At 36.2% G+C, this 18,617-nt stretch carries 14 protein-coding genes and 1 pseudogene; 2 read left to right on the top strand and 13 right to left on the bottom strand.

Features of this window, described 5'->3' with window-relative positions; translation table 11 throughout:
- Positions 1-43: 43 nt before the first annotated feature.
- From GC096_RS26135 to GC096_RS26125, 3 genes are all read right to left on the bottom strand, one after another.
- Positions 44-1,720, bottom strand: a complete 1,677-nt coding sequence (locus GC096_RS26135; protein WP_171634251.1) for a hypothetical protein — start codon at positions 1,718-1,720, stop codon at positions 44-46.
- The gene (locus tag GC096_RS26130) at positions 1,717-3,726 is read right to left on the bottom strand and encodes a hypothetical protein (RefSeq protein WP_171634250.1); all 2,010 of its coding nucleotides are present in this window, start codon (positions 3,724-3,726) and stop codon (positions 1,717-1,719) included. The genes GC096_RS26135 and GC096_RS26130 overlap by 4 nt, the downstream gene beginning before the upstream one ends.
- Before the next feature lie 719 nt (positions 3,727-4,445).
- A complete protein-coding gene (locus GC096_RS26125; RefSeq protein ID WP_171634249.1) occupies positions 4,446-6,701 on the bottom strand; it encodes a DEAD/DEAH box helicase family protein in 2,256 nt (751 codons plus the stop codon).
- Between the two features lie 688 nt (positions 6,702-7,389).
- Between GC096_RS26125 and GC096_RS26120 the strand changes: the two genes are divergently transcribed.
- Positions 7,390-8,706 (top strand): transposase, encoded by a 1,317-nt coding sequence (locus GC096_RS26120; RefSeq protein ID WP_171634246.1) that lies wholly within the window; start codon positions 7,390-7,392, stop codon positions 8,704-8,706.
- A gap of 753 nt (positions 8,707-9,459) precedes the next feature.
- Here the strand turns inward: GC096_RS26120 and GC096_RS26115 are convergent.
- The 7 genes from GC096_RS26115 to GC096_RS26085 form a co-directional block, all read right to left on the bottom strand.
- Positions 9,460-9,960 carry an SMI1/KNR4 family protein gene (locus GC096_RS26115; RefSeq protein WP_171634245.1) on the bottom strand — a complete coding sequence of 167 codons (501 nt, stop codon included), beginning with the start codon at positions 9,958-9,960 and terminating at the stop codon, positions 9,460-9,462.
- Between the two features lie 49 nt (positions 9,961-10,009).
- Positions 10,010-10,270: an immunity 53 family protein gene (locus tag GC096_RS26110; RefSeq protein WP_171634346.1), complete on the bottom strand. Its 261-nt coding sequence runs from the start codon at positions 10,268-10,270 to the stop codon at positions 10,010-10,012.
- Positions 10,271-10,336: 66 nt separating this feature from the next.
- Complete coding sequence (locus GC096_RS26105; RefSeq protein ID WP_171634243.1) at positions 10,337-10,609, bottom strand: hypothetical protein; 273 nt, start codon at positions 10,607-10,609, stop codon at positions 10,337-10,339.
- 103 nt (positions 10,610-10,712) lie between these two features.
- The gene (locus tag GC096_RS26100) at positions 10,713-11,180 is read right to left on the bottom strand and encodes a DUF2716 domain-containing protein (protein ID WP_171634242.1); all 468 of its coding nucleotides are present in this window, start codon (positions 11,178-11,180) and stop codon (positions 10,713-10,715) included.
- Between the two features lie 200 nt (positions 11,181-11,380).
- Positions 11,381-12,199 (bottom strand): hypothetical protein, encoded by an 819-nt coding sequence (locus GC096_RS26095; protein WP_171634240.1) that lies wholly within the window; start codon positions 12,197-12,199, stop codon positions 11,381-11,383.
- Entirely contained in the window at positions 12,196-13,962 is a 1,767-nt protein-coding gene (locus GC096_RS26090; protein WP_171634239.1) for a TniQ family protein, read from the bottom strand. Before GC096_RS26090 ends, GC096_RS26095 begins: the two co-directional genes overlap by 4 nt.
- Positions 13,959-14,285, bottom strand: a complete 327-nt coding sequence (locus GC096_RS26085) for a hypothetical protein (protein WP_171634237.1) — start codon at positions 14,283-14,285, stop codon at positions 13,959-13,961. The genes GC096_RS26090 and GC096_RS26085 overlap by 4 nt, the downstream gene beginning before the upstream one ends.
- A gap of 150 nt (positions 14,286-14,435) precedes the next feature.
- Here GC096_RS26085 and GC096_RS26080 point away from each other — a divergent pair, with 150 nt between their 5' ends.
- Positions 14,436-14,771, top strand: a complete 336-nt coding sequence (locus tag GC096_RS26080; protein WP_171634236.1) for a helix-turn-helix domain-containing protein — start codon at positions 14,436-14,438, stop codon at positions 14,769-14,771.
- 87 nt (positions 14,772-14,858) lie between these two features.
- On the opposite strand, the gene GC096_RS26075 is transcribed toward GC096_RS26080, so the two are convergent.
- The 3 genes and pseudogenes from GC096_RS26075 to GC096_RS26065 all read right to left on the bottom strand — a co-directional run bounded on the left by GC096_RS26075 (position 14,859) and on the right by GC096_RS26065 (position 18,516).
- Positions 14,859-15,731 (bottom strand): TniQ family protein, encoded by an 873-nt coding sequence (locus tag GC096_RS26075; protein WP_171634235.1) that lies wholly within the window; start codon positions 15,729-15,731, stop codon positions 14,859-14,861.
- Between the two features lie 195 nt (positions 15,732-15,926).
- Positions 15,927-17,504 (bottom strand): annotated as a pseudogene (locus GC096_RS26070) (ribonucleotide reductase barrel domain-containing protein); the annotation flags it as partial.
- 271 nt (positions 17,505-17,775) lie between these two features.
- Entirely contained in the window at positions 17,776-18,516 is a 741-nt protein-coding gene (locus tag GC096_RS26065) for a PDDEXK family nuclease (protein ID WP_171634234.1), read from the bottom strand.
- Between the last annotated feature and the right edge of the window lie 101 nt (positions 18,517-18,617).

Here is an 18,617-nt window from a genome sequence, read left to right as displayed (position 1 = left end):
AACTGGAAGGTTGTTGGAAGAGAAGCTGCCATTCCATTCATATTTAATATTTAGATCGTATCATTTCTCTCCAATAAGAAGGAAAAATAGGAGTTCGGAAATGACGAAAAGATAAGATCCCTATTATTGGAAATGACTCCGCTATAAATGAGATATCTCGTTCGATGGTCCCTTCTTTTATATCCTCGTCTATCATAGAACTATAATGCTCAAAACTTTCTGGTAATTGAATGGTTGTCAGCATCGCCCCAGAGTCGTACAGAGCATTCGTCCGGTATAAGTAATTCTCAGTGAGCTCGTCTGGAAACCAAATTTGAAGATTTACATTTTTAAAAAGCTGATGGAGCATATTGCGCATTTCCTCATATTGTTCTGGAGATTTTAACAATACTGTCCATTCCATCAACATCGGTAATAATGTAGAAGATGTAGGTGGTTCAGGACTTATTAATCCCAATTCCGTATCAATTAAATCGTCATAAGAATCACTCAGAAGCGGAAATCTCCCTCGTAGTTGAAATCCTTGAGCAATATGCCAAAATATTTCTTCAATCCATTCTCTCATCACCTGCAATCGATTGGTTCGATATAACAGAATAAGTGCAGCTGTAATATCATTAATATGTGAATCATAGAAAGGAAACCGAATAACGTTATTATTATTTATTAGTTCTTGCAGAGCTCGAGCTGCTTTTTGTGCTAATTTATGAAGGTGAGAGTTGGATTTGTCGTGATCAAGTGAGTCTTCAGCATAAATATAATCTAAACCTATGGAAGCAATAATTCCTATTTGTTCAAATGCAAGTAATGGATATTCGATTTTATCGGATCCGTATCCACTAAGACCATCAGGTACAAAGCAATGTGGTGATATTTTTTCGAGGTATTCGTTGTTGATTCTGCGCCGAGTTTCATCAATTGCATAAAAAATTCCCCAAATGTGTTTATCAGCATTCAGATCGTCTTGGTGGATCCATTCCCACATGCGTAAAATCACTCGTTCGGCAGCTATAATAGCGTGCTTTAAATTGTTTGATTCTGCAGACCAATGGTATACCAAGTTCAAGCATAAATGAACGCAACGCAATACTTTTAATGGTTTGTTTTTTGCTTGAAGCGCATCATTAAATAATATTTCCTCTATCATTTCAAAAAAATGCGAAAGATCATACTCAACCAAATCTAGAAATGATAACGTCTTACGCATCCGTTTTTGTATCAACTCTGGCATAACATACTCATTTAACAAATATCGAACAACTAAGGAAGACAAAACATCGCCTCCCCAAAAGTCAAATTCTATATTTCCCTTTATTCTGAATTCATTGATGTAATTAACCCAATTTATTGATACGTCCTGTTTCATGTCACCGTTTGTACACACGATTATTTTCTTTGGTAGAGTTTTATGACGTTCATCCAACATAATTCGCATGTAAACATCAAGAATCTCGTTTAATGTAGGTCTAACCGCCTGTGGACCTGTATCCCAATTGTTTCTATCGATATCTTTTTGTTTTATGACAAAGAGGAATAATTTCTCTTGCCCATCATCTGGGTCAATACCCACAGCGGATTGATCAACCCCATATTGCCTTACTCCTCTTTGAGGTTTATATATTGGCTGAATGTCCATAGAAATTAGTAGGTCGGGAAGTAGAGCATCTAATTCTTCTGATTCCCTAAGCATTGATAAATATTCTCGAACAATAAGTCTCATTTAATGTCCTCCTTTCTGCATTGCCTCCAATTAAATCTTTTAATAGCTTGACCTATTGGATCAATATTTTCACCTCTGGGGAATTCCATTTCCAACGACATCCTTGAGAGTTCTGTTTTTTCAGTGAGTTTGCCTTGTATTCTAGAAAAGGATGACCTGCCCCCTTTTAAAACGACACGATTGACAATCTGCAGAAAAATTGAATTCTCTTCGGTATTTTTTTCAATCTGACGATTCAACTGCTTGGACTTCATTTTCTCATATTTGTTCGCTCTTCCTTCAGGCGGATAAAACTCTTTGATTTTCGGTAATCCTCTTAATGCCTGTTGGTAGCAATCTAAATCTACAAGGATTTCTCTTGCAACCTTTTTTTCAGTACATGTACCATTCCCCAACTTTTCAGAAAGCAACTCACGTGTCACCCCAGGGTAATTATATCCGACATACTCCTTGAAAGCATTTCTTACCAACATATTGACCAGTTGCTCCTCAGGTTCTCTCCGTAAGATTGAAAAAGTAAGTTGGCATAAATTTTTATTGTCCGAGACGAAACCCATAATCTTCATAATCACATACTTGGTGTCAATAGAAGACCATTGACTAACGGTGTCTTGATCAAGGCAAAAAGTTATATTGTTAATGGCTAGATTTTGGATCATTTCTTGGATATGCAGATGAAAACGTACATCATCTCGTATAAACCATGATGTAAGCAATTTCTCAAATCGCGGCTTCTGTTTGTTCAAGAAAGATTGTATTAGCATATCAAAGAGATCTGCAATGGATTGCTTCTCTTGAGGAGCATCATGCTCCTCTACCCATCTTTCCAAAAACTTCTCAACGAGCTCCACGTGATTTGAGACCAGGTAATATAACGTATAATCTAAACTATTAATTATTTCCTTGTGTTCTACACTAACCTTAGTCTGCAAAAATAATGATTCGTGGAACCACTCCTCATCTAGATAATTATTACTATGCATAAGTAAAATGCTTGCAATTTGAGACTGAATCTCTGGAACAGGCTCTGCTGACATAGTAAGTACAGCAAATTTGGCTTGTTCGGATATCGTGACAAGGCTTCCATAAGCTTGAGCCAATACTTGACGTAAAGGTATTCTGTACTCATTTTGAAGCAACAAATCGAGCTTCTCAAAGGTTTTATTTAATAAATCAACATCAGTTGTATCATCGTAATAAAGAAGTCCGCAAATGGTAATGCCAGCATTAATAAGCGATTCATTTTGAGATTCTATAAGATCTATTGCTTTAGTATGTACGTTCCGAGTTCCGATATTTTTGGCAAGACCAATAGCAACTGATACTATAAGCCAAAAAGACTTAAGTGTAGGAGTTGTTGTCCATGTTTCTAGCAGCTCTTCCCCAACCTTCGGGCGTATATTTGAAAGCAATTCCAACGCTTTTGCCAAATTGTTATTATTGAAATTAGAAATCTCGGCACCATGTAGATCTTCCAAAAAGTTCACGATTATTTTATTTTCCAGATTAAGATAGGGAAGAACAAAAGCTACCACTTGGAGTAGTATCCATTGTTCTCGTTGCGTTACTGTTTTTAAAATGGGAACAATCGATTCTAAAAGTTCTATCCCGTGTTGACGACTCATTATAATTACAAGCATTACTTCTGTATGACGCATTATATCAAATTCTAAATACTCTAATTGCAGCTGTACTAGCTCAACCCAGAACCTATCCCTTTGCTCCCATATGCTTTTAAATCGTGACGAGATTAATGCCTTAGCCAAAAAAAATGCAAAATGTTGAGAATCCTTGAATGACAAGCACTCTTGAGTCTGGACAAGAATTTTCACTTGGATGGCTAAAGTAACCTCTTCACTATATATTTCAGCTGACAGAGGAGGAATCTTTGGAGCCTTGGTATTGTACATACGATGTGCGATTTCACTGAGTACTAACTCACATTTTGGATGAGCCATTGAAAACTTCTCGAGTTCGTCTAGCTTTAGTTGATCAATTTCGAACATAGTGTCCATCCAACTCCTCAGCAGCTTGATTGTAATAAACAAACTAATAATTTATATAGTAAAATAATACCATATACAAGAGTTTTACTGATAGATACAAGTAATATAGGGACTACGTTTACTTTAAGGTTTCAATTTAACATTTACTAAATTTATTCTATCCCCCATCCAATTGAAACAAAGCAAAACGCCGCCTTATTTAGCTATATTTTGCTTCCATACTTAATTATACTCTGTTTAGTTTACAGCTACTTTTTCTCGCCTTTTCGTGTTAAAATTATATCGCTTAAGGTGTATATAGCGACTTCCCTGCTAGTCATTATTATGAATCCCCAATATTCACAAAACTTCTAAAGAGCTGCCGCGGGTAATAAATACCATCTCGGCAACAGCGATAAAAGACGCTAACAAAGTAATCATAAATAAAAGTCATAATGTACACAAAAAAATGAAGTTGCGTAATGCAACTTCATTTTTTTTTTTTGACTTCATCGGCAATCGGACGATATTCTTGGCCTAGATCGGCAATCGGAACATATTCTTGTCACTCGACAATCCACAGGAATGATACGATTGATAGATACGATTGATACTTGTTTAAATACTTTCCTACAAAATTAAAACATGCGAAAATGTCTTTATATGGCCCATACATCGCATATCGACACATTATAAGTCCCTCCATACTATGCGTTTTATCGTTGAATTACCGTTTCTCGTTAGGTTAAGCCTTTTGTGTCATTACCATCAAAAACTCCAACAGCATCATAAACATTAAAATATTTCTTCTCTAGCTCTTTACACGGTCTATTTCCACGTCCGAGCATTTGACTCAAAAGTGATCTCGATTTTACTTTTCTAAAGAAAACTAAATTACTTACCGCTGGAACATCAATACCAGTGGCTAATACATCTACGGTAACTGCTATATTTGGGAATCTTTCGTTTTTAAAAAGTTTTATTTGTAGTGAAACATTCTTCGTTGAAGCAGTTATTTTGCTTATAACATCTTTTTCAAAACATTCATATTGATTACTATAAAGTTCATTAAGGGCTCTAACAATTAATTCAGCCTGGTTTTCTGTACTTGCAAATACAATTGTTTTTTTATTTGAGAAAGGGTTGATTTGTTTTATTAAATCGCATAAAACAGCTCTAATATATTCATCATTATCACTATTTTCAGTTTCAGCATTAAAATTATAAGTATTAAATTCAATACCTGCTGGAACTAACTTTATTATATTAAAATCGAGTAGATAGCCATCTCTAACTGCATCTTGATAAGTATATAAATATACTGGATCTCCAAATAAATATTTTAAATTATTATCAATATTAGAAGTCAGTACTATTTTTGAGGCATCAAAGTATTCAAATGCACTCATATATATTCTTGGAGAATCACTCTCTTCAAACAACGTGTTAAAAAACATAGAGTCAATAAAGGAAAATCCATTTTCAAAATCACCTATCCAATTTAATCCGTCTATTACAATGCAGTCATAAGTATCTACTGATAGAGCTAGATCGTTTTTTAATTGTTGTACTATATTTTGAATTGTAGAAATATGTACCTTAGTTGTTACTTTAGGCTTCTTAGTATCTAAAGATTGTATTTCATAAATATCAGTAAAGGTATAATTCCCCTCTAGTCTAGCTTCTCTGAATTCCGAAGCCACCTGCTCCCCAACTGATCTGCGATCAACAAGAAAAAGAACTCTATTAAAAATGCCGCTCTTAATTAAACGATAAATTAAACCAATCGCCATTTTTGTCTTGCCTGTGCCAGTAGCCATATTAACAAGAACGTTATTTTCTCCATCTTGAATTGTATTTTCTACTGCTTTAATTGCTTCAAGTTGATAGGCTCTTAATCCTAATGTGTCTCCTAAATATTCTATTGGCTCATTTTCAAGCAACATTACTGCTGAATCGTAATCCTTTCTCAACAACTCTCTAAGTCCGAGTGGAGTATACCATGATTTTATTAATTTAGGAATATTCGTGTTCTTTCTGAGATCGTGAAACCATATTCCTGAGTTCATTTTTAATAATGCATTAACTGCAAAAACAAATGGAATATTTATTTCATTACTTTGAGAGACGAAACTCTCAATGCCAGTGTAAGTTACATTTTTAGCATTCCTAATGATTCTCCCCAACTGTGAATACAGGTCTCTCCCCTGGCTTTTTGTATCAATGTAAGCAACTAACTTATTTCCTAAGAAAAGAGCATAGTCTGCTGTATACTTTTTATTTAGTGGCCATTTTGAAATGGCAGTATTTATTCCCTCCCTTGGACGTGCTCCTTCTTGATAATTTTCTGTTGGACAGTACCATCCAAGTCTGCTTAATTGCTCGCCAACTAATTTCTGTGAATCTTCTTCTGTCATTCGGATAGCTGATAATGCCACCATTGAACGGGCCCGTCGAATGATAGTCTCTTCTGTAGAATCCTCTTTTAGACGTAGCTTATCGAGTTCAATTTTTAGAGTGCTTAATTGGTAATTATAATCAGCCGTTAATTCGTCTAATTCCTTTTTTAGTTCAATAGATGAATCTACTTTCTGAGGTTCTATATAAGAGCGTGGTTGAAATTGATCATCCTCATAAGTACGAAAAAACCAAATAGAAAGAAGTAATGTAGTTCTCAATAAGTCATTTGCATCTTGAATTGAGTCATAACCTTCATGAGCCGCATCATTTCCTTTTTTCCTAATCTTAGTTAAAAAATTATATATCTTTTCTGGGATAATATTGTTATCGAAAAGTTTTTTTACTTTTGTAACTTGCTTTCCATCAGCGGGTTCTTGTGCTCTTTCATAAGCAAATATCACCTTGACTAAATGCTCACCGAATAACCGTAATTTGAATAAGGTTGTATTTGGATCATTATGTAAGTTTTTTTCCGCGATTTCTCCCAAGTTTGCAAGAACAGGCCATTTAACGGCAAGAAAATTAAAATTACCCATCAGTATTCGCACCCTTTCATCATGTAGATATATGAGTAATATTAAATATCTAAATTGATGCCTTTATAAAATCACCAAGTTAATTCTTTATTTATCAGTGTTGTATTGATATAAACTTTTTAAAATTAATAGAAGGTCGATAAGTTATGGTGCCTTTGAGCCCATCCCTTAGTCTGACTCCAACGATCAAGGTGCATCACAGATTGTCGCTCCCTTTCGGGAAGCACTCATGGGGGATTAATCCCACTCTGATTGTTGCACCAGCCCTTTGCCCAATTTAGCTGTTGAGAGAACGTATTAAAGGTGGGAGTTGTTATTGAAAGGGCTGCGGAATCGACATTTATAAAGACAATATTACTGCATGCATTCTAACGTCTAAAGGGAAGGAGATCCCAACGTTTTCAACTAAAATAATGCATCTATGAGACAATTTCACAATCTCAAACCCGCACCAAGCCTAGTTTTTTTCACACAAAAAAAGGGACTACCTCCCCAAATCTCGAAGTAAAAGGCGTCGAAACCAACAACCCGAGTTGAAGAAAGAGGTATTCCCTATGTATTCTATTCAACAGCAAGAGTTGTTTTCCTTCCAACAATTACTGGAAATTAAGCCCGATGACCGGTATGCTCCCATACTTGAACATCTAAATTTCAATTCAATTTTACAACGACTTGGAAAACAGTCGCGTTGGGTCCGCCGCAGACATTAAACTTTCCAGCTATGCTCTATTCTCTTCTCATTGCCAAAATAGAACGAATGGACTTCGTAAAAGATATTGTTCGCCGTCTAAAAACGAGCGTTGAATTCCGCATGCAATGCCGCTTTACCGGCTCTGACGCTACGCCAAGCGAGGCTTCGTACTCTCGTCTCATACACGCTTTGAATGAACACCAACTCCTTGAAATAGTTCAGGACGGCCTAGTGCTAGATGCGATCTCAGAAGGCTTTTTACCTGGGATTCACTTGGCGTTCGACTCTTCGGCGGTAGAGGCTTGGAACGCGGTATTTCCAGACGCAGCCGCTAAACGCAAAGCATCACGTCAAAAGAAAAAGCCACTTTCGCCGCAGCTCGAGCAACTTTCAGTCCCCATTGAAGAGGATGTGAAAGAAGAACCAGCTCCTCCCCTTAAGCCTCAAAAGTATGGACGTGGCCGTCCGAAGAAGGAAGAAGCGATCCGTCGTGCTGAGGAGCGTAAGGCATATGAAGCAACGCTGACTACTTTTGAAAAACCAGTGGCTGACATGTTGCCTTACACCTATGAAGAACTGATGGAGGGACTGCCTCGGGCACCAGAGCGGTGTTCAAAGAAAAATGCCAAAGGCTTCCTAACGTCTTGGTATGGCTACAAAGCAAATGTTATCGTCGATGCGGACAGTCAATATGTGCTAACTGGCTTTTTAAGCTCGGCTAATATCAATGATCAACGTGGCGGAGTCGTGTTGTTAAAAGGAATAGAGAAGAAATTTCCTATGCTTCGCATCAAGTATATTATGGCCGATAAAGGGTACGACGCGCACCCGCTTTATAAATTAATTTACACACTAGGCGCTTTTCCAATCATTGATTTCATTCATCACACAGAGCCGCCTGAAGGATTTAATAAGGACTTTCACCCGATTTGCGAAAAAGGAAAAGCCTACGTCTACGATAGCTACGATTCGACCTATAAAACACTTAAATTCACACGTCCAAAAGAGTGTAGTAACTGTCCCCTCGCAGATAGCGGCTGCCAGAAAGTGTATAAAATAAAGGTAGATCAAGATATTCGTAAAAATACTGTACCTGCAAGAGGAAGTGAGAGCTTCAAACAACTGTATAAAAAGCGGACCGCCGTTGAGCGCGTATTTGCCTACTTGAAAGAATATTTCGGTCTTCATCGCACACGTCACCGGGGGACAAGAGCCGAAGTTGATTTCCAGTTGAGTACGCTCGCGTATACCGTATGCATATTTGCCTTAGACAAATGGAACCAACAGCTTGAACAAGTTGTAACTGCTGCTTAATTTTTAAAAAGTGAATTCCTAGGCACGCAAGAACTCTAGTCAATTTTTCAATTTGAATTGTGAAATTGACTCTCTATTACAACTCATCGATTGAATTAAACAAAATGAATGTTCTCATGTTGCTTTGATTAATGAGATAATATTCTTGTCACCCGTTTTTTCACGGCGGTATCCTTGGTGGCACGCCCGTGTTAGTGAGAACTAGCGTCCCATACTTAGAGCTTTACATACCTTTCCCACGCATTTAGATACAGTTTTAAATTAGGAGTAACTATTTCGATTTTTAAGTAAGAGCATCCCACTTAAGAATATCTTTTGTTCATTTTTGCAACAACATAATATCTAGCCATAAAAGATAATCAAAGTATGTTATTTGGAAGTTTCATGAATGTAATAATCGTCCCTTTCAGAGAATGATTTATTATATAGTTTATGTTATTTTTAGTTCTAAACAAGACAATTAAAGAACTTAATTGCACAATTGCTGTTAAGGCAATTAATTGGGGTTGAATTATATAAACAATAAATGGACAAAAAATTATTATTGTAATGTTAGCCCAAGGTTTGAATCCGAGACCCCGTATCCACTTGTTCTCAATAAATATATTAATTACTGAAAGAAAGAAAATTAATGAGAGTTTGACAGCTGCCCAAGAAAAAGTAGCCGCGTTAAGTAATACATTTCGCAATACTAATTTGTATTCCATCTGCACATCTTCCCCTGTCTGATGCTATTCAACTAAAGTTCTTTCGTTAGCTCAACGATTCATTGCAATCGTAGGCATCTCCAAGTGTTTCAAAATCTTCTTTTAACCAGTACCATCGTTCACCGTTATTCTGAACCAATAAATTAAGCAAATCCGTGAATGATTTAGCAATTACTGGACAGTTACCTGAAACTGCATGTCTATCCCAGAAGCTATCGTAACATTTCCCAAATCGGTCTGGATGAAGATCTATAGAAATGTAGTCGCCATTTCCATCATGGCCAATGATGTACCAATGTGAAGATATATCCTCGTCTACTTGTTCCCCAACTATGACTGGATTAGAAAAGACAAACTCTTCAGTCCGGACTATTTCACAACTATAATCCTTGTTTTCAAAAAGAATTACTCCACCGCATATCTCATAAAAACGTTTAAGATCTGAAGGAAGGCTATGCTGATTCGTCTGTGGCAATCCGTTTGTCGGAGTCACTCTACAATTAGGAAACCTCTTTATCTGGTTTAATAATGCCTCTATGTCATTCAAGACATCGTCCTCCCATTTGTAATCCACTATCTATCGTTCGCCGTAGGCATCATTTAACTGAAATTGCCCATTTTCTACTATCCAGATTAAACACTCCTCCACTTCCCATAAATGAGTAGTTCTCTACTCTGCATATTAACCAGTCAGTTTCTGTACGTTCTATTTGAATGTGATTGAAAGTTTTGTTTTCGAGACTCGTTTCAACCAAATCTATTTTAATGAACCAACCCGGATTATCCACCGTATCAATCTTTATTTGCTGCATATTTTCCCAGTCACCGTCACATTGTTCATAAAACCACTGCTGCAGCCAAAGTAAATTATTTCTTCTCTAGCTCTCCCATACTACACGCGAATTTTAACTATCGAGGATTCGTTATCCGTTAGTTAGCAAATTCTTATCGATATATTCGAAAGTTTCATCAAGATCTTTAAAAGCTTCATCATGACCTGAAAAATCTAATCCTTCACTTTCTCTTCGTCGAGAAATTCCAACTTCATCTTCAGTAATTTGGAGCTCAAAAAAATTCAAATACTTATCGTTCATACTTACCCAGATACATTTCCCGTAGGGGTCAATGTAAATATTCCATTCAGGAAATCTTTTAGATATGATTTCCTTAATTTGATCTAAATCTAACTTTATCATCTTATTCCCACCTTTAAATCATCTATGCTACCTGTAAATTCAATAAACAAACAGGAGTCGCATCTGAAACTCCCACGCTATCGTATCCCCATAGCTTAATCCGCTAGTCACTACTTCGTACTACTTCTCCAAATAATTTTGGTTTATTAATTTCAAACTGTTGAATTAAAACTTCGCCAAAGATACTAATTGTTTGTTCCCATGGATGCCCTAAATATCCCCATTTGAAATCTTTATTAATAAATAGATAATAATCACCATCTGGGTAAAAGGAAATAGTACTCGGTGGACCCAAATGGGGATTATATTGAAACGATTCGTGTTGCCAGTCTAAGGCATACAGATATTCATCAGGTTCAGTTACTAATTTAAGGCATGCAACGCAATTTCTCTCTAAATCGTCTATGTCGTCATTCGTATAACTAGTCAATTTATAAGTAATATATGGCGATGGTAAACTAAAGGAAGGCCAATCGTTACTATGAACACTTGGTTTAAAATTGAAATGTTCATAAAATTTATCCCATACTAGCCGATATAGTTCATTTGATAAAGGAACCCAATTGTCCATTAGTACACCTCGGATATACTCGTCATTTAAATCCCAGATCAATACTAACATATTTTGTGCAACTTTTAATGGGTCTATTTTCCACGCTCTTCTGCCCGTTAATTTAGCGGATCGCGGGTTTGGTACCAGCAAAACTACTGGCCCGAATTTTTTACATTAGTAAACATTCACTAACGCACTTTATTTCCCATGATCTATTGTCACTTACCCAGGTTTGATATTTGGGTCATCTTTGTGATCCAATACTCTTTCTTTTTCATTTCTTTTTGAATTGTCATTAATAGATACCTTCTATTAACTGCGATAATTTTCCTGAAATTTTTTAAATCTTTTTTTGTCAAAAAGCCTCTAGCTGTGAACTCGACTAATTTATTGGGATCAATTCTAGCCATTTTTAAAGTTGCCTCTAGACCTAGGATATCAATTACCATATCTGTTCTATATCTGATAGGTGATTCAACAACTGATAGCATTCCGCCCCTAATAGTAATTTTTTCCTCTAACATCCAATCATACGATGTTAATGTTCTCACTTTTTCCTTTTCCCAAGAACTATTTAATTTCTCATACTTATTATATGTTTCTCTCCATAATCCAACTTTTCTAGTTAACCCAATATCATCTATACTAGGATAACTAGAATCAAAATGCGATTGTGAGATCTGTTCTCTCATATCCTTATTAGCTGTATACTTCAAAAAATACTTTTTAGGGATGTTTTGATACTTTAATTGCTCTTTCTCTTCTTCCGATAATTCTTCACCCTTTATGTATGTATTTTGATGAAAAATTCCAAGATCAAGAAGTAATACATTTAAATCCAAGTGGTTATAACTGTATTGCTTACAGATTTCAAATTCACCAACTACACCATACTTTTTCCAAACCAAACGTTTTATATCAAGTGCATCCTGTTCATTTCTAATCATAGTTTTTAACAGACATAACTTTTCTTTCTCTTGCTTCAGCTTTAAATATGAACCGTCCTGGATATATTTAATTATTCCTTCTAGTCTCATTTATCACCAATCTTTCTTTTTAATTTTATTTCATTATCCTGGTTGCTTATAAAAAGCTTAATTTTTGAAATCGTATCTTCTTTGAAGTAATATCTTTTTCTACCATCTTTCATATGTAAAGTGAAATCAGCAGCAATGTCATTTTCTTTTATTATTCTCCATAGCCTCTTTTCTCCAATTTTTAATTTTTTCATAACATCTTGAAAATAAAAACCATTTTCTTCTTGTTTACTTCTTTTAACTATTTCCAGACAGATTTTTATTTCATTTTCCTCATAATAATTGTCTGCAAGAGTCCCCGTAGGTAGAATTCTTACAGGCTTGAGTTGTCCCGATAGCGTAAACGAAATGATATCAACTATTGTTAGCGAGCATGTAGAAAATTTGATTAGTACATCATGAAATTTAATAAAATTAGGGTCCAGTTCTATTACAATTTGACCACTACACCTCTCCATTAATTTTTTCACTTCATCCAATTGAAACTGTCTATTCGGCGACTTTGCAATTTGAATTGGTGTTAAATAGCCAGCACTAACCACATTATTAACTGAGTACGAATTTATCCCAAATACTAATCCAACTTCCTTTCTTGAAATTAGTGACTCCTTTTCGTTTAAATAGTTATCCAGAGTTGCTTTTTCGACTAAATACCTTGAAATCCCATTAGATAAAATTTTTTCGAGCTTCAACTTCTGATAATCACTCAGTTCATCGAGCTTTTCATAAGCTATTCCCGTGAGTTGTCTAACCTCTTCTCTCCGCACATTCGTTCTATTTAATAGTAAATCTGGGTTCTTCTTAAAAATTGAAAAATCCCTTCTTATTTTTCCTTTATCTATTTGATTAATGAAAAATGCGTTGTAAGCTTCTTGGACCCATAAAAAACCCTTAACGTCAAATAGATCATCAAATGCTTTTAATTTTTCATAATTTACTTGTCCACGATTGCGTGTTAAGAAATTATCTAAAACAAGAAAGAAATGATTTGGGAATTCATTATACATCCAATACACATTTGCTATAGCAGTAGCTAGTATAAGTCCACTCTTTTCACCATTGGAACGATTATGAAATATTGACAGATCCTCTAATGTTAGAGAGATATAATCAGGGGCACCATTAAGCAAATGAAAGCTATGGAAAGCTAATTTAAGAAAATCAACAAAATTGCAACTCTTCATTATCATGAAATTATCATTCCAAAACCCATTGGATAATTGTATTTGTGACTCTACGAAAATTCTATTCTCTATTACTATTGATTCTGTATAAATGAATTCAAAGGAGCATTTGGTACATTTTTGATCAAAAAATGCCGCCATACTTATAACGTAGTCACATTTAGGGCATTGATCCACCAATTTCACTTTATGTTCAATACATAAATGACAAGGTACCACCATCCACATTGTTCGGTGATAATATTTATCCCGAATGCACAGCGGGCAGTACTTCACTTTATTTCTCATCAATATTTTAGTATATAAATCTAACCCAATACGTTCTTCTAATTCATATCCATTGTTTAACCCAAAACTTACAAGCCCCCCATTCAAGTCATTAAGTTTTCTTAGAGATTCATGAGTGAATTGATTATTTTGCACTTCGTAAAATGATAAACAAAGGTATTTAGATAAATAATTAACATTGTGATAATGATTACACTGAGACAATCTGAAAAGAAAACCTGAAATACTCTCATCAGGGTAAATATCGAGTTGGTTTTTTAAATACTTAACTTGAATAGAATTCCCCATCATTTTCTTACTCTTTTCCGATTTTTCAACTGCCGCTTTAAATCTCTTATCTTTTCTTGATAACTTAGTATATTTTGCTCACTCATACCTATTTCATCAGATATTCTATAAGCAATTGTAAGACTACCATCGGTTAACAAAACTAAAATATACTCATTATCATTTCTGTCTACATAAATAGGAGTCTCTTTAGACATTGCCTCTTTAAATATGAACCATTGTTCTTTAATTGCGATGCTGCACGAATACCAATATCCATTGAAAAACAACCCTTTGTTAGTTATCTCTGCTCTCTCCAGTGGAAATAAATCATACAATGTTTCCACAATTAACACCTCCTATTAATCTATTACTATTAATATCACCAAAAACTAGATTTTTAATACAAATAGATAGTATTTTATAAATTTTAATACGATTAAACGCATGTTTGACTTCTTATATCTTGACTACACTTCAATTAGAGGTGTTAGCCAATGTCAGATCCTAATTTAAAATTAATTGGTGAACGAATACGTGAATTACGTAAGCAAAGAGGGTTCTCACAAGAACAATTAGGAGAATTAGCTGATTTTCACTATACATATATTGGTGGAGTAGAACGTGCAGAAAAAAATATTTCCGTTCTAAATCTTGCTAAAATCGCGACTGCCTTAAATGTTGGTCTGTATGACCTATTTGAATATGCGAGACTAAATAGTCGAACAAAAGATAAATCAGATGATTTAGAGCAAATTTTAAATCTACTATTTTCTTTAAAGTCCAGTGAAGTAAAGAAAGTAAAGAACATTCTACTGGAAATGTATGAATAAAAGGCGACCAAATTGGTCGCCTTTTATTCATAATTTATTTTCTGATCTCACAAAATTCGTTTGTTAGTTTTTTATTTTTTTCAATTCCTACATTCTTGAGTCCCTAATATTTTTTAATCTAGTGAAAAATCTCTCGAAAATGTAGTCTTGTTTCGTTTTAACTTCAACATAGTATCTAAGACTATAAAATTTCGCCTTAAGTGATGAAGAAACTTCATAGTAAAATTTCACAAAATTTTCCGGCCAGTCACTCGTCATTAAAACCGATTTCTTTATCATCCAATAAAAAACCAAGTTATTTCCAACATGCCAATTGTTGCGATCTTTTTTTAGATCATACTTTCTATCATTTATCGAAATTGCATCTTTCATATGATAAGTCAGAAACCATCTTATTCTTTTCAGCACTTGATAATACTCAATTATTGTTAAGTTATTCCAAACCTCTCCTTCATCTCTAATCTTATCAAATAGCATCATTGAGTTCTTACTATCATCATCCAGGTAAGTTTGCCTAGCTGAACAAGCAGAGAGCTCCATTTTACAGTTTGGGCATTGATCTTCGATTACATCTTTATAAGTCACAGGGTTAGAACATTCACATTGATGCAGTAAATCTAAGTTATGTTTTCTACAAATTATTACAGGGGCAATTAACCAATGAACTCTATGATATGGTTGTTCATTAATACACGAGGGGCAGAATTTGGAATAAAGCTTTGGTCGAAAATTATGTTGTTGTAATCCATTGTTATTAATAAAATGAATAGAATTTCTATTATAGATATGCATATTATCATCATTCATCCATAACATTACTCTCTCTAAATCGCCAATCCCTTTTTTGTAATAAGGATTAATAAAGTCATTTAAGTGATTAATCGAAATATAGTTTGCTTTTGAGACCCTATAGAAATAACCTTCAACAGACTCATCTTCGTAACAAAATGGGCGATTCATCAATATACTCCACCTTAAAAAAATATGCCAAGACTATTTGAAATCAGCCTTGGCATTGCCTTGTATATTTATACATTCCCGCGCATAAATCCTATTTTCTTATGAATTCTGGAACAAACCGTCTAAGGATTTATGGAACAATTCTAATTATTTCTGGAATTTGACACATCCAGGGCCTCCGCCATGGATTCTCTACTAATTACATCTGCTATATCCGCAGTTGATACAATTCTTACACCCTTCGCTGTTCACCAGCGAAGCGGAACCACAGGACGTGCACAGGTCCATCGCCGCGACACTCGTCACGCTCGGAGCCGCGTGCCCGCCACCCCCTGCAACGCCAGCCGCCGGCGCTGCCTCAACAACTTCACTCGTCGCGGTCACGTAGTTCCGCGCGTCGTCAGGCTCGCTCATCACTTCGTCGTGCTGCTCGAGCGCTTTGGCAACCGCGTCTGCGATCGACTCGACGCGGTTGTTGCCGAATCCAATGGCGCCGGAGCCGCCAATGCCTTTCAAGTGCTTCACGAGCAGCTTCACTTTGTCTCCGTGATCGCCATAGCGCAAGAACAAGGAGCACACACGGCCAAGTGCTTCGGACATCGCGAACACGTCAGACCCTGCTTTTCCTACATTAAGGAAAATCTCGCTCGGTGTGCCATTCATATCATTGATCGTGATATACGCCATACCGAATGGGGTATTCACCTTATAGGTAGCGCCACGCAAAATTTGCGGACGACGCTTGTATTGCTTATCGAAGACTTGTTCCGTCTTCGCATCCACATTGACCGCAAGCTTGCCAGACAAACGCGATAAGCTCTCCTCATCCACAACAGCCTCTGCCGCGACAGCTACTGGAGCTACTTCGGGCTGAGCCTCCACTTTCACTTCTTCCTTCTTATCCGAACTCGTACTCAATACTTGGACATCACGGCTGCCATCGCGGTAGATGGTCACGCCTTTACAGCCTAGATCATACGCCAATTCATAGAGTCGTTTCGTTTCCTCAACTGTGAAATCAGCTGGACAGTTAGCTGTCTTCGAAATCGAGCTATCCACCCAAGTCTGAATGGCTGCTTGTGCCCGAATATGGTCTTCAGCGGACAAGCTCATCGAGGTGACGAAGTAATCAGGCAGATCTTGATCTGGATTCGCATCTTTCCAATTCTGCGCAATCGGCACATACTGCTTATCGAAGCCTAGGCGACTTTGACGATAGTACTCAAATGCGAAGTAAGGCTCAATCCCCGTTGATGTACCAACCATTGTCCCCGTACTTCCCGTTGGCGCCTGGGTAATGACCGTCACGTTACGCATACCATTCTGATGAATGGCCTCACCAACCTCAGGAAATACCTCTGTCATTTTGCGCATAAAGCCGCTTTCCATGAATTTATCTTCGATAAAGGCTTGGAAGGATCCCTTCTCGCCTGCAATCTCAGATGAAGCCAGATACGCTTCTCTCGCCATGAACCCATAAATCTTGTCCAAGAACACGAGAGATTCCGGGCTGCCGTACCGTATTTTCAAAAGAATCATAAGCTCTGCCAGACCCATCGTACCTAGCCCTACGCGACGCTCATTTTGCTGATTTGCTCGATTTTCTTCGAAATGATAAGGCGTTTTGTCAATGACATTATCCAGAAAACGCGTTGAATAGCGTACGACGGTAGCAAGCTCTTCCCAATCCACATCATGCTTCTCCGCATCATAGAACTTCGACAAATTGATGGCTGATAAATTACAGACACCCCAAGCAGGTAAGCCTTGTTCCAATTTTGTTATCCTATCGGTTTTTTATCCAATAGTTCTAACGGTTTGATTCCCGTTAGGTCGGCATATATTTTCACTTATCATTCAAAGCGTCTTTAAGAACTTTAGAAGTTCTTTCCGTCCTAGCTGTTCCCCTAAAACAGCATTAGTAACGACTCTAATATCATTCACACCATATTTATCAACAATTTCATCAAGCAAAGGTTGCAAGCTCGATTTTATTTTGTTGTACGGAATATTTTCAACGTACTTGCTATTCTTCTTGGTCCAATCAAGTACATAACTTTTTATTTTCCAATGAACTTGCTGCCTGTTTTTTTTTATAAACCTCATTAGCTAACTTAAAACCAAATTTACCACCACAAATATCACTACAAAATCTTTGGACGCTCGTAGCCAACTTCCAGAATTGTTTCTTACAATGCTCGCAGTCTCGACTCACCCTTGGGACTTTAATCCATGTCCCTTTTTTTGCTTTGACCGCTTCTGCTCCTTTTAAGAATCCAGCTAACATCTTAGTTCGAAGAATAGGATCTTGCCACCGCTCTTTTGTTCTATCAGAAATATACTTTTTAGTATTTTCGTTATGCTTTTGATTATAATGCGGATTAAGCGAACCTTCCCAATTCTTATTAATTGTAGTTTTTTCCGATTCTATCCATTGATTTAAAGTTGATGTAAGCGACATAGGAAGTTCTTTATACAAATTTAGTAATTCTTCGTAAGATATAATCTCCGCAGAGATGCGATATAACGATGTCGTAAGCTCAAGATCTACTTTCGTTCTAGCAAGAACAATGGGATCCCTATGTTTTATTTCAACAATTTTTAATAAGCTATTTTGCTTATCATAGATAAAAAAGTCGGGTTTATATGTTTTGTATCCTAAATTAAATGTTCTTTCTTCATAGGTCCATGTAATTCCGAGGTAATCCAAATACTTAGCATATGCGTATTCGTATGAACTTCTTAAGTAAGTTTCTCGATAATATCCACTATAACCTCTATTCAAATTAATCACCTCCTTCTTATCAAAATCATTTAAGGGGATAAGACGCTTGAATTCTTAGTGTCGCGGCCTCGTGGATGGGTTATATTCTGCTTTCGTGCAGT

The organism is Paenibacillus plantarum (assembly GCF_013141695.1).
GTDB classification, from domain to species: Bacteria; Bacillota; Bacilli; order Paenibacillales; family NBRC-103111; genus Paenibacillus_E; species Paenibacillus_E plantarum.
This window is presented reverse-complemented; position numbering and strand designations above follow the sequence as displayed.

What these genes read in the sequence shown, in the direction of transcription:
- GC096_RS26135 (WP_171634251.1), bottom strand. Translation starts at nt 1,720, where the DNA reads ATGAGACTTATTGTTCGAGAATATTTATCAATGCTTAGGGAATCAGAA.
- GC096_RS26130 (WP_171634250.1), bottom strand. Translation starts at nt 3,726, where the DNA reads ATGTTCGAAATTGATCAACTAAAGCTAGACGAACTCGAGAAGTTTTCA.
- GC096_RS26125 (WP_171634249.1), bottom strand. Translation starts at nt 6,701, where the DNA reads ATGGGTAATTTTAATTTTCTTGCCGTTAAATGGCCTGTTCTTGCAAAC.
- GC096_RS26105 (WP_171634243.1), bottom strand. Translation starts at nt 10,609, where the DNA reads ATGATAAAGTTAGATTTAGATCAAATTAAGGAAATCATATCTAAAAGA.
- GC096_RS26100 (WP_171634242.1), bottom strand. Translation starts at nt 11,180, where the DNA reads ATGGACAATTGGGTTCCTTTATCAAATGAACTATATCGGCTAGTATGG.
- GC096_RS26095 (WP_171634240.1), bottom strand. Translation starts at nt 12,199, where the DNA reads ATGAGACTAGAAGGAATAATTAAATATATCCAGGACGGTTCATATTTA.
- GC096_RS26090 (WP_171634239.1), bottom strand. Translation starts at nt 13,962, where the DNA reads ATGATGGGGAATTCTATTCAAGTTAAGTATTTAAAAAACCAACTCGAT.
- GC096_RS26080 (WP_171634236.1), top strand. Translation starts at nt 14,436, where the DNA reads ATGTCAGATCCTAATTTAAAATTAATTGGTGAACGAATACGTGAATTA.
- GC096_RS26075 (WP_171634235.1), bottom strand. Translation starts at nt 15,731, where the DNA reads ATGAATCGCCCATTTTGTTACGAAGATGAGTCTGTTGAAGGTTATTTC.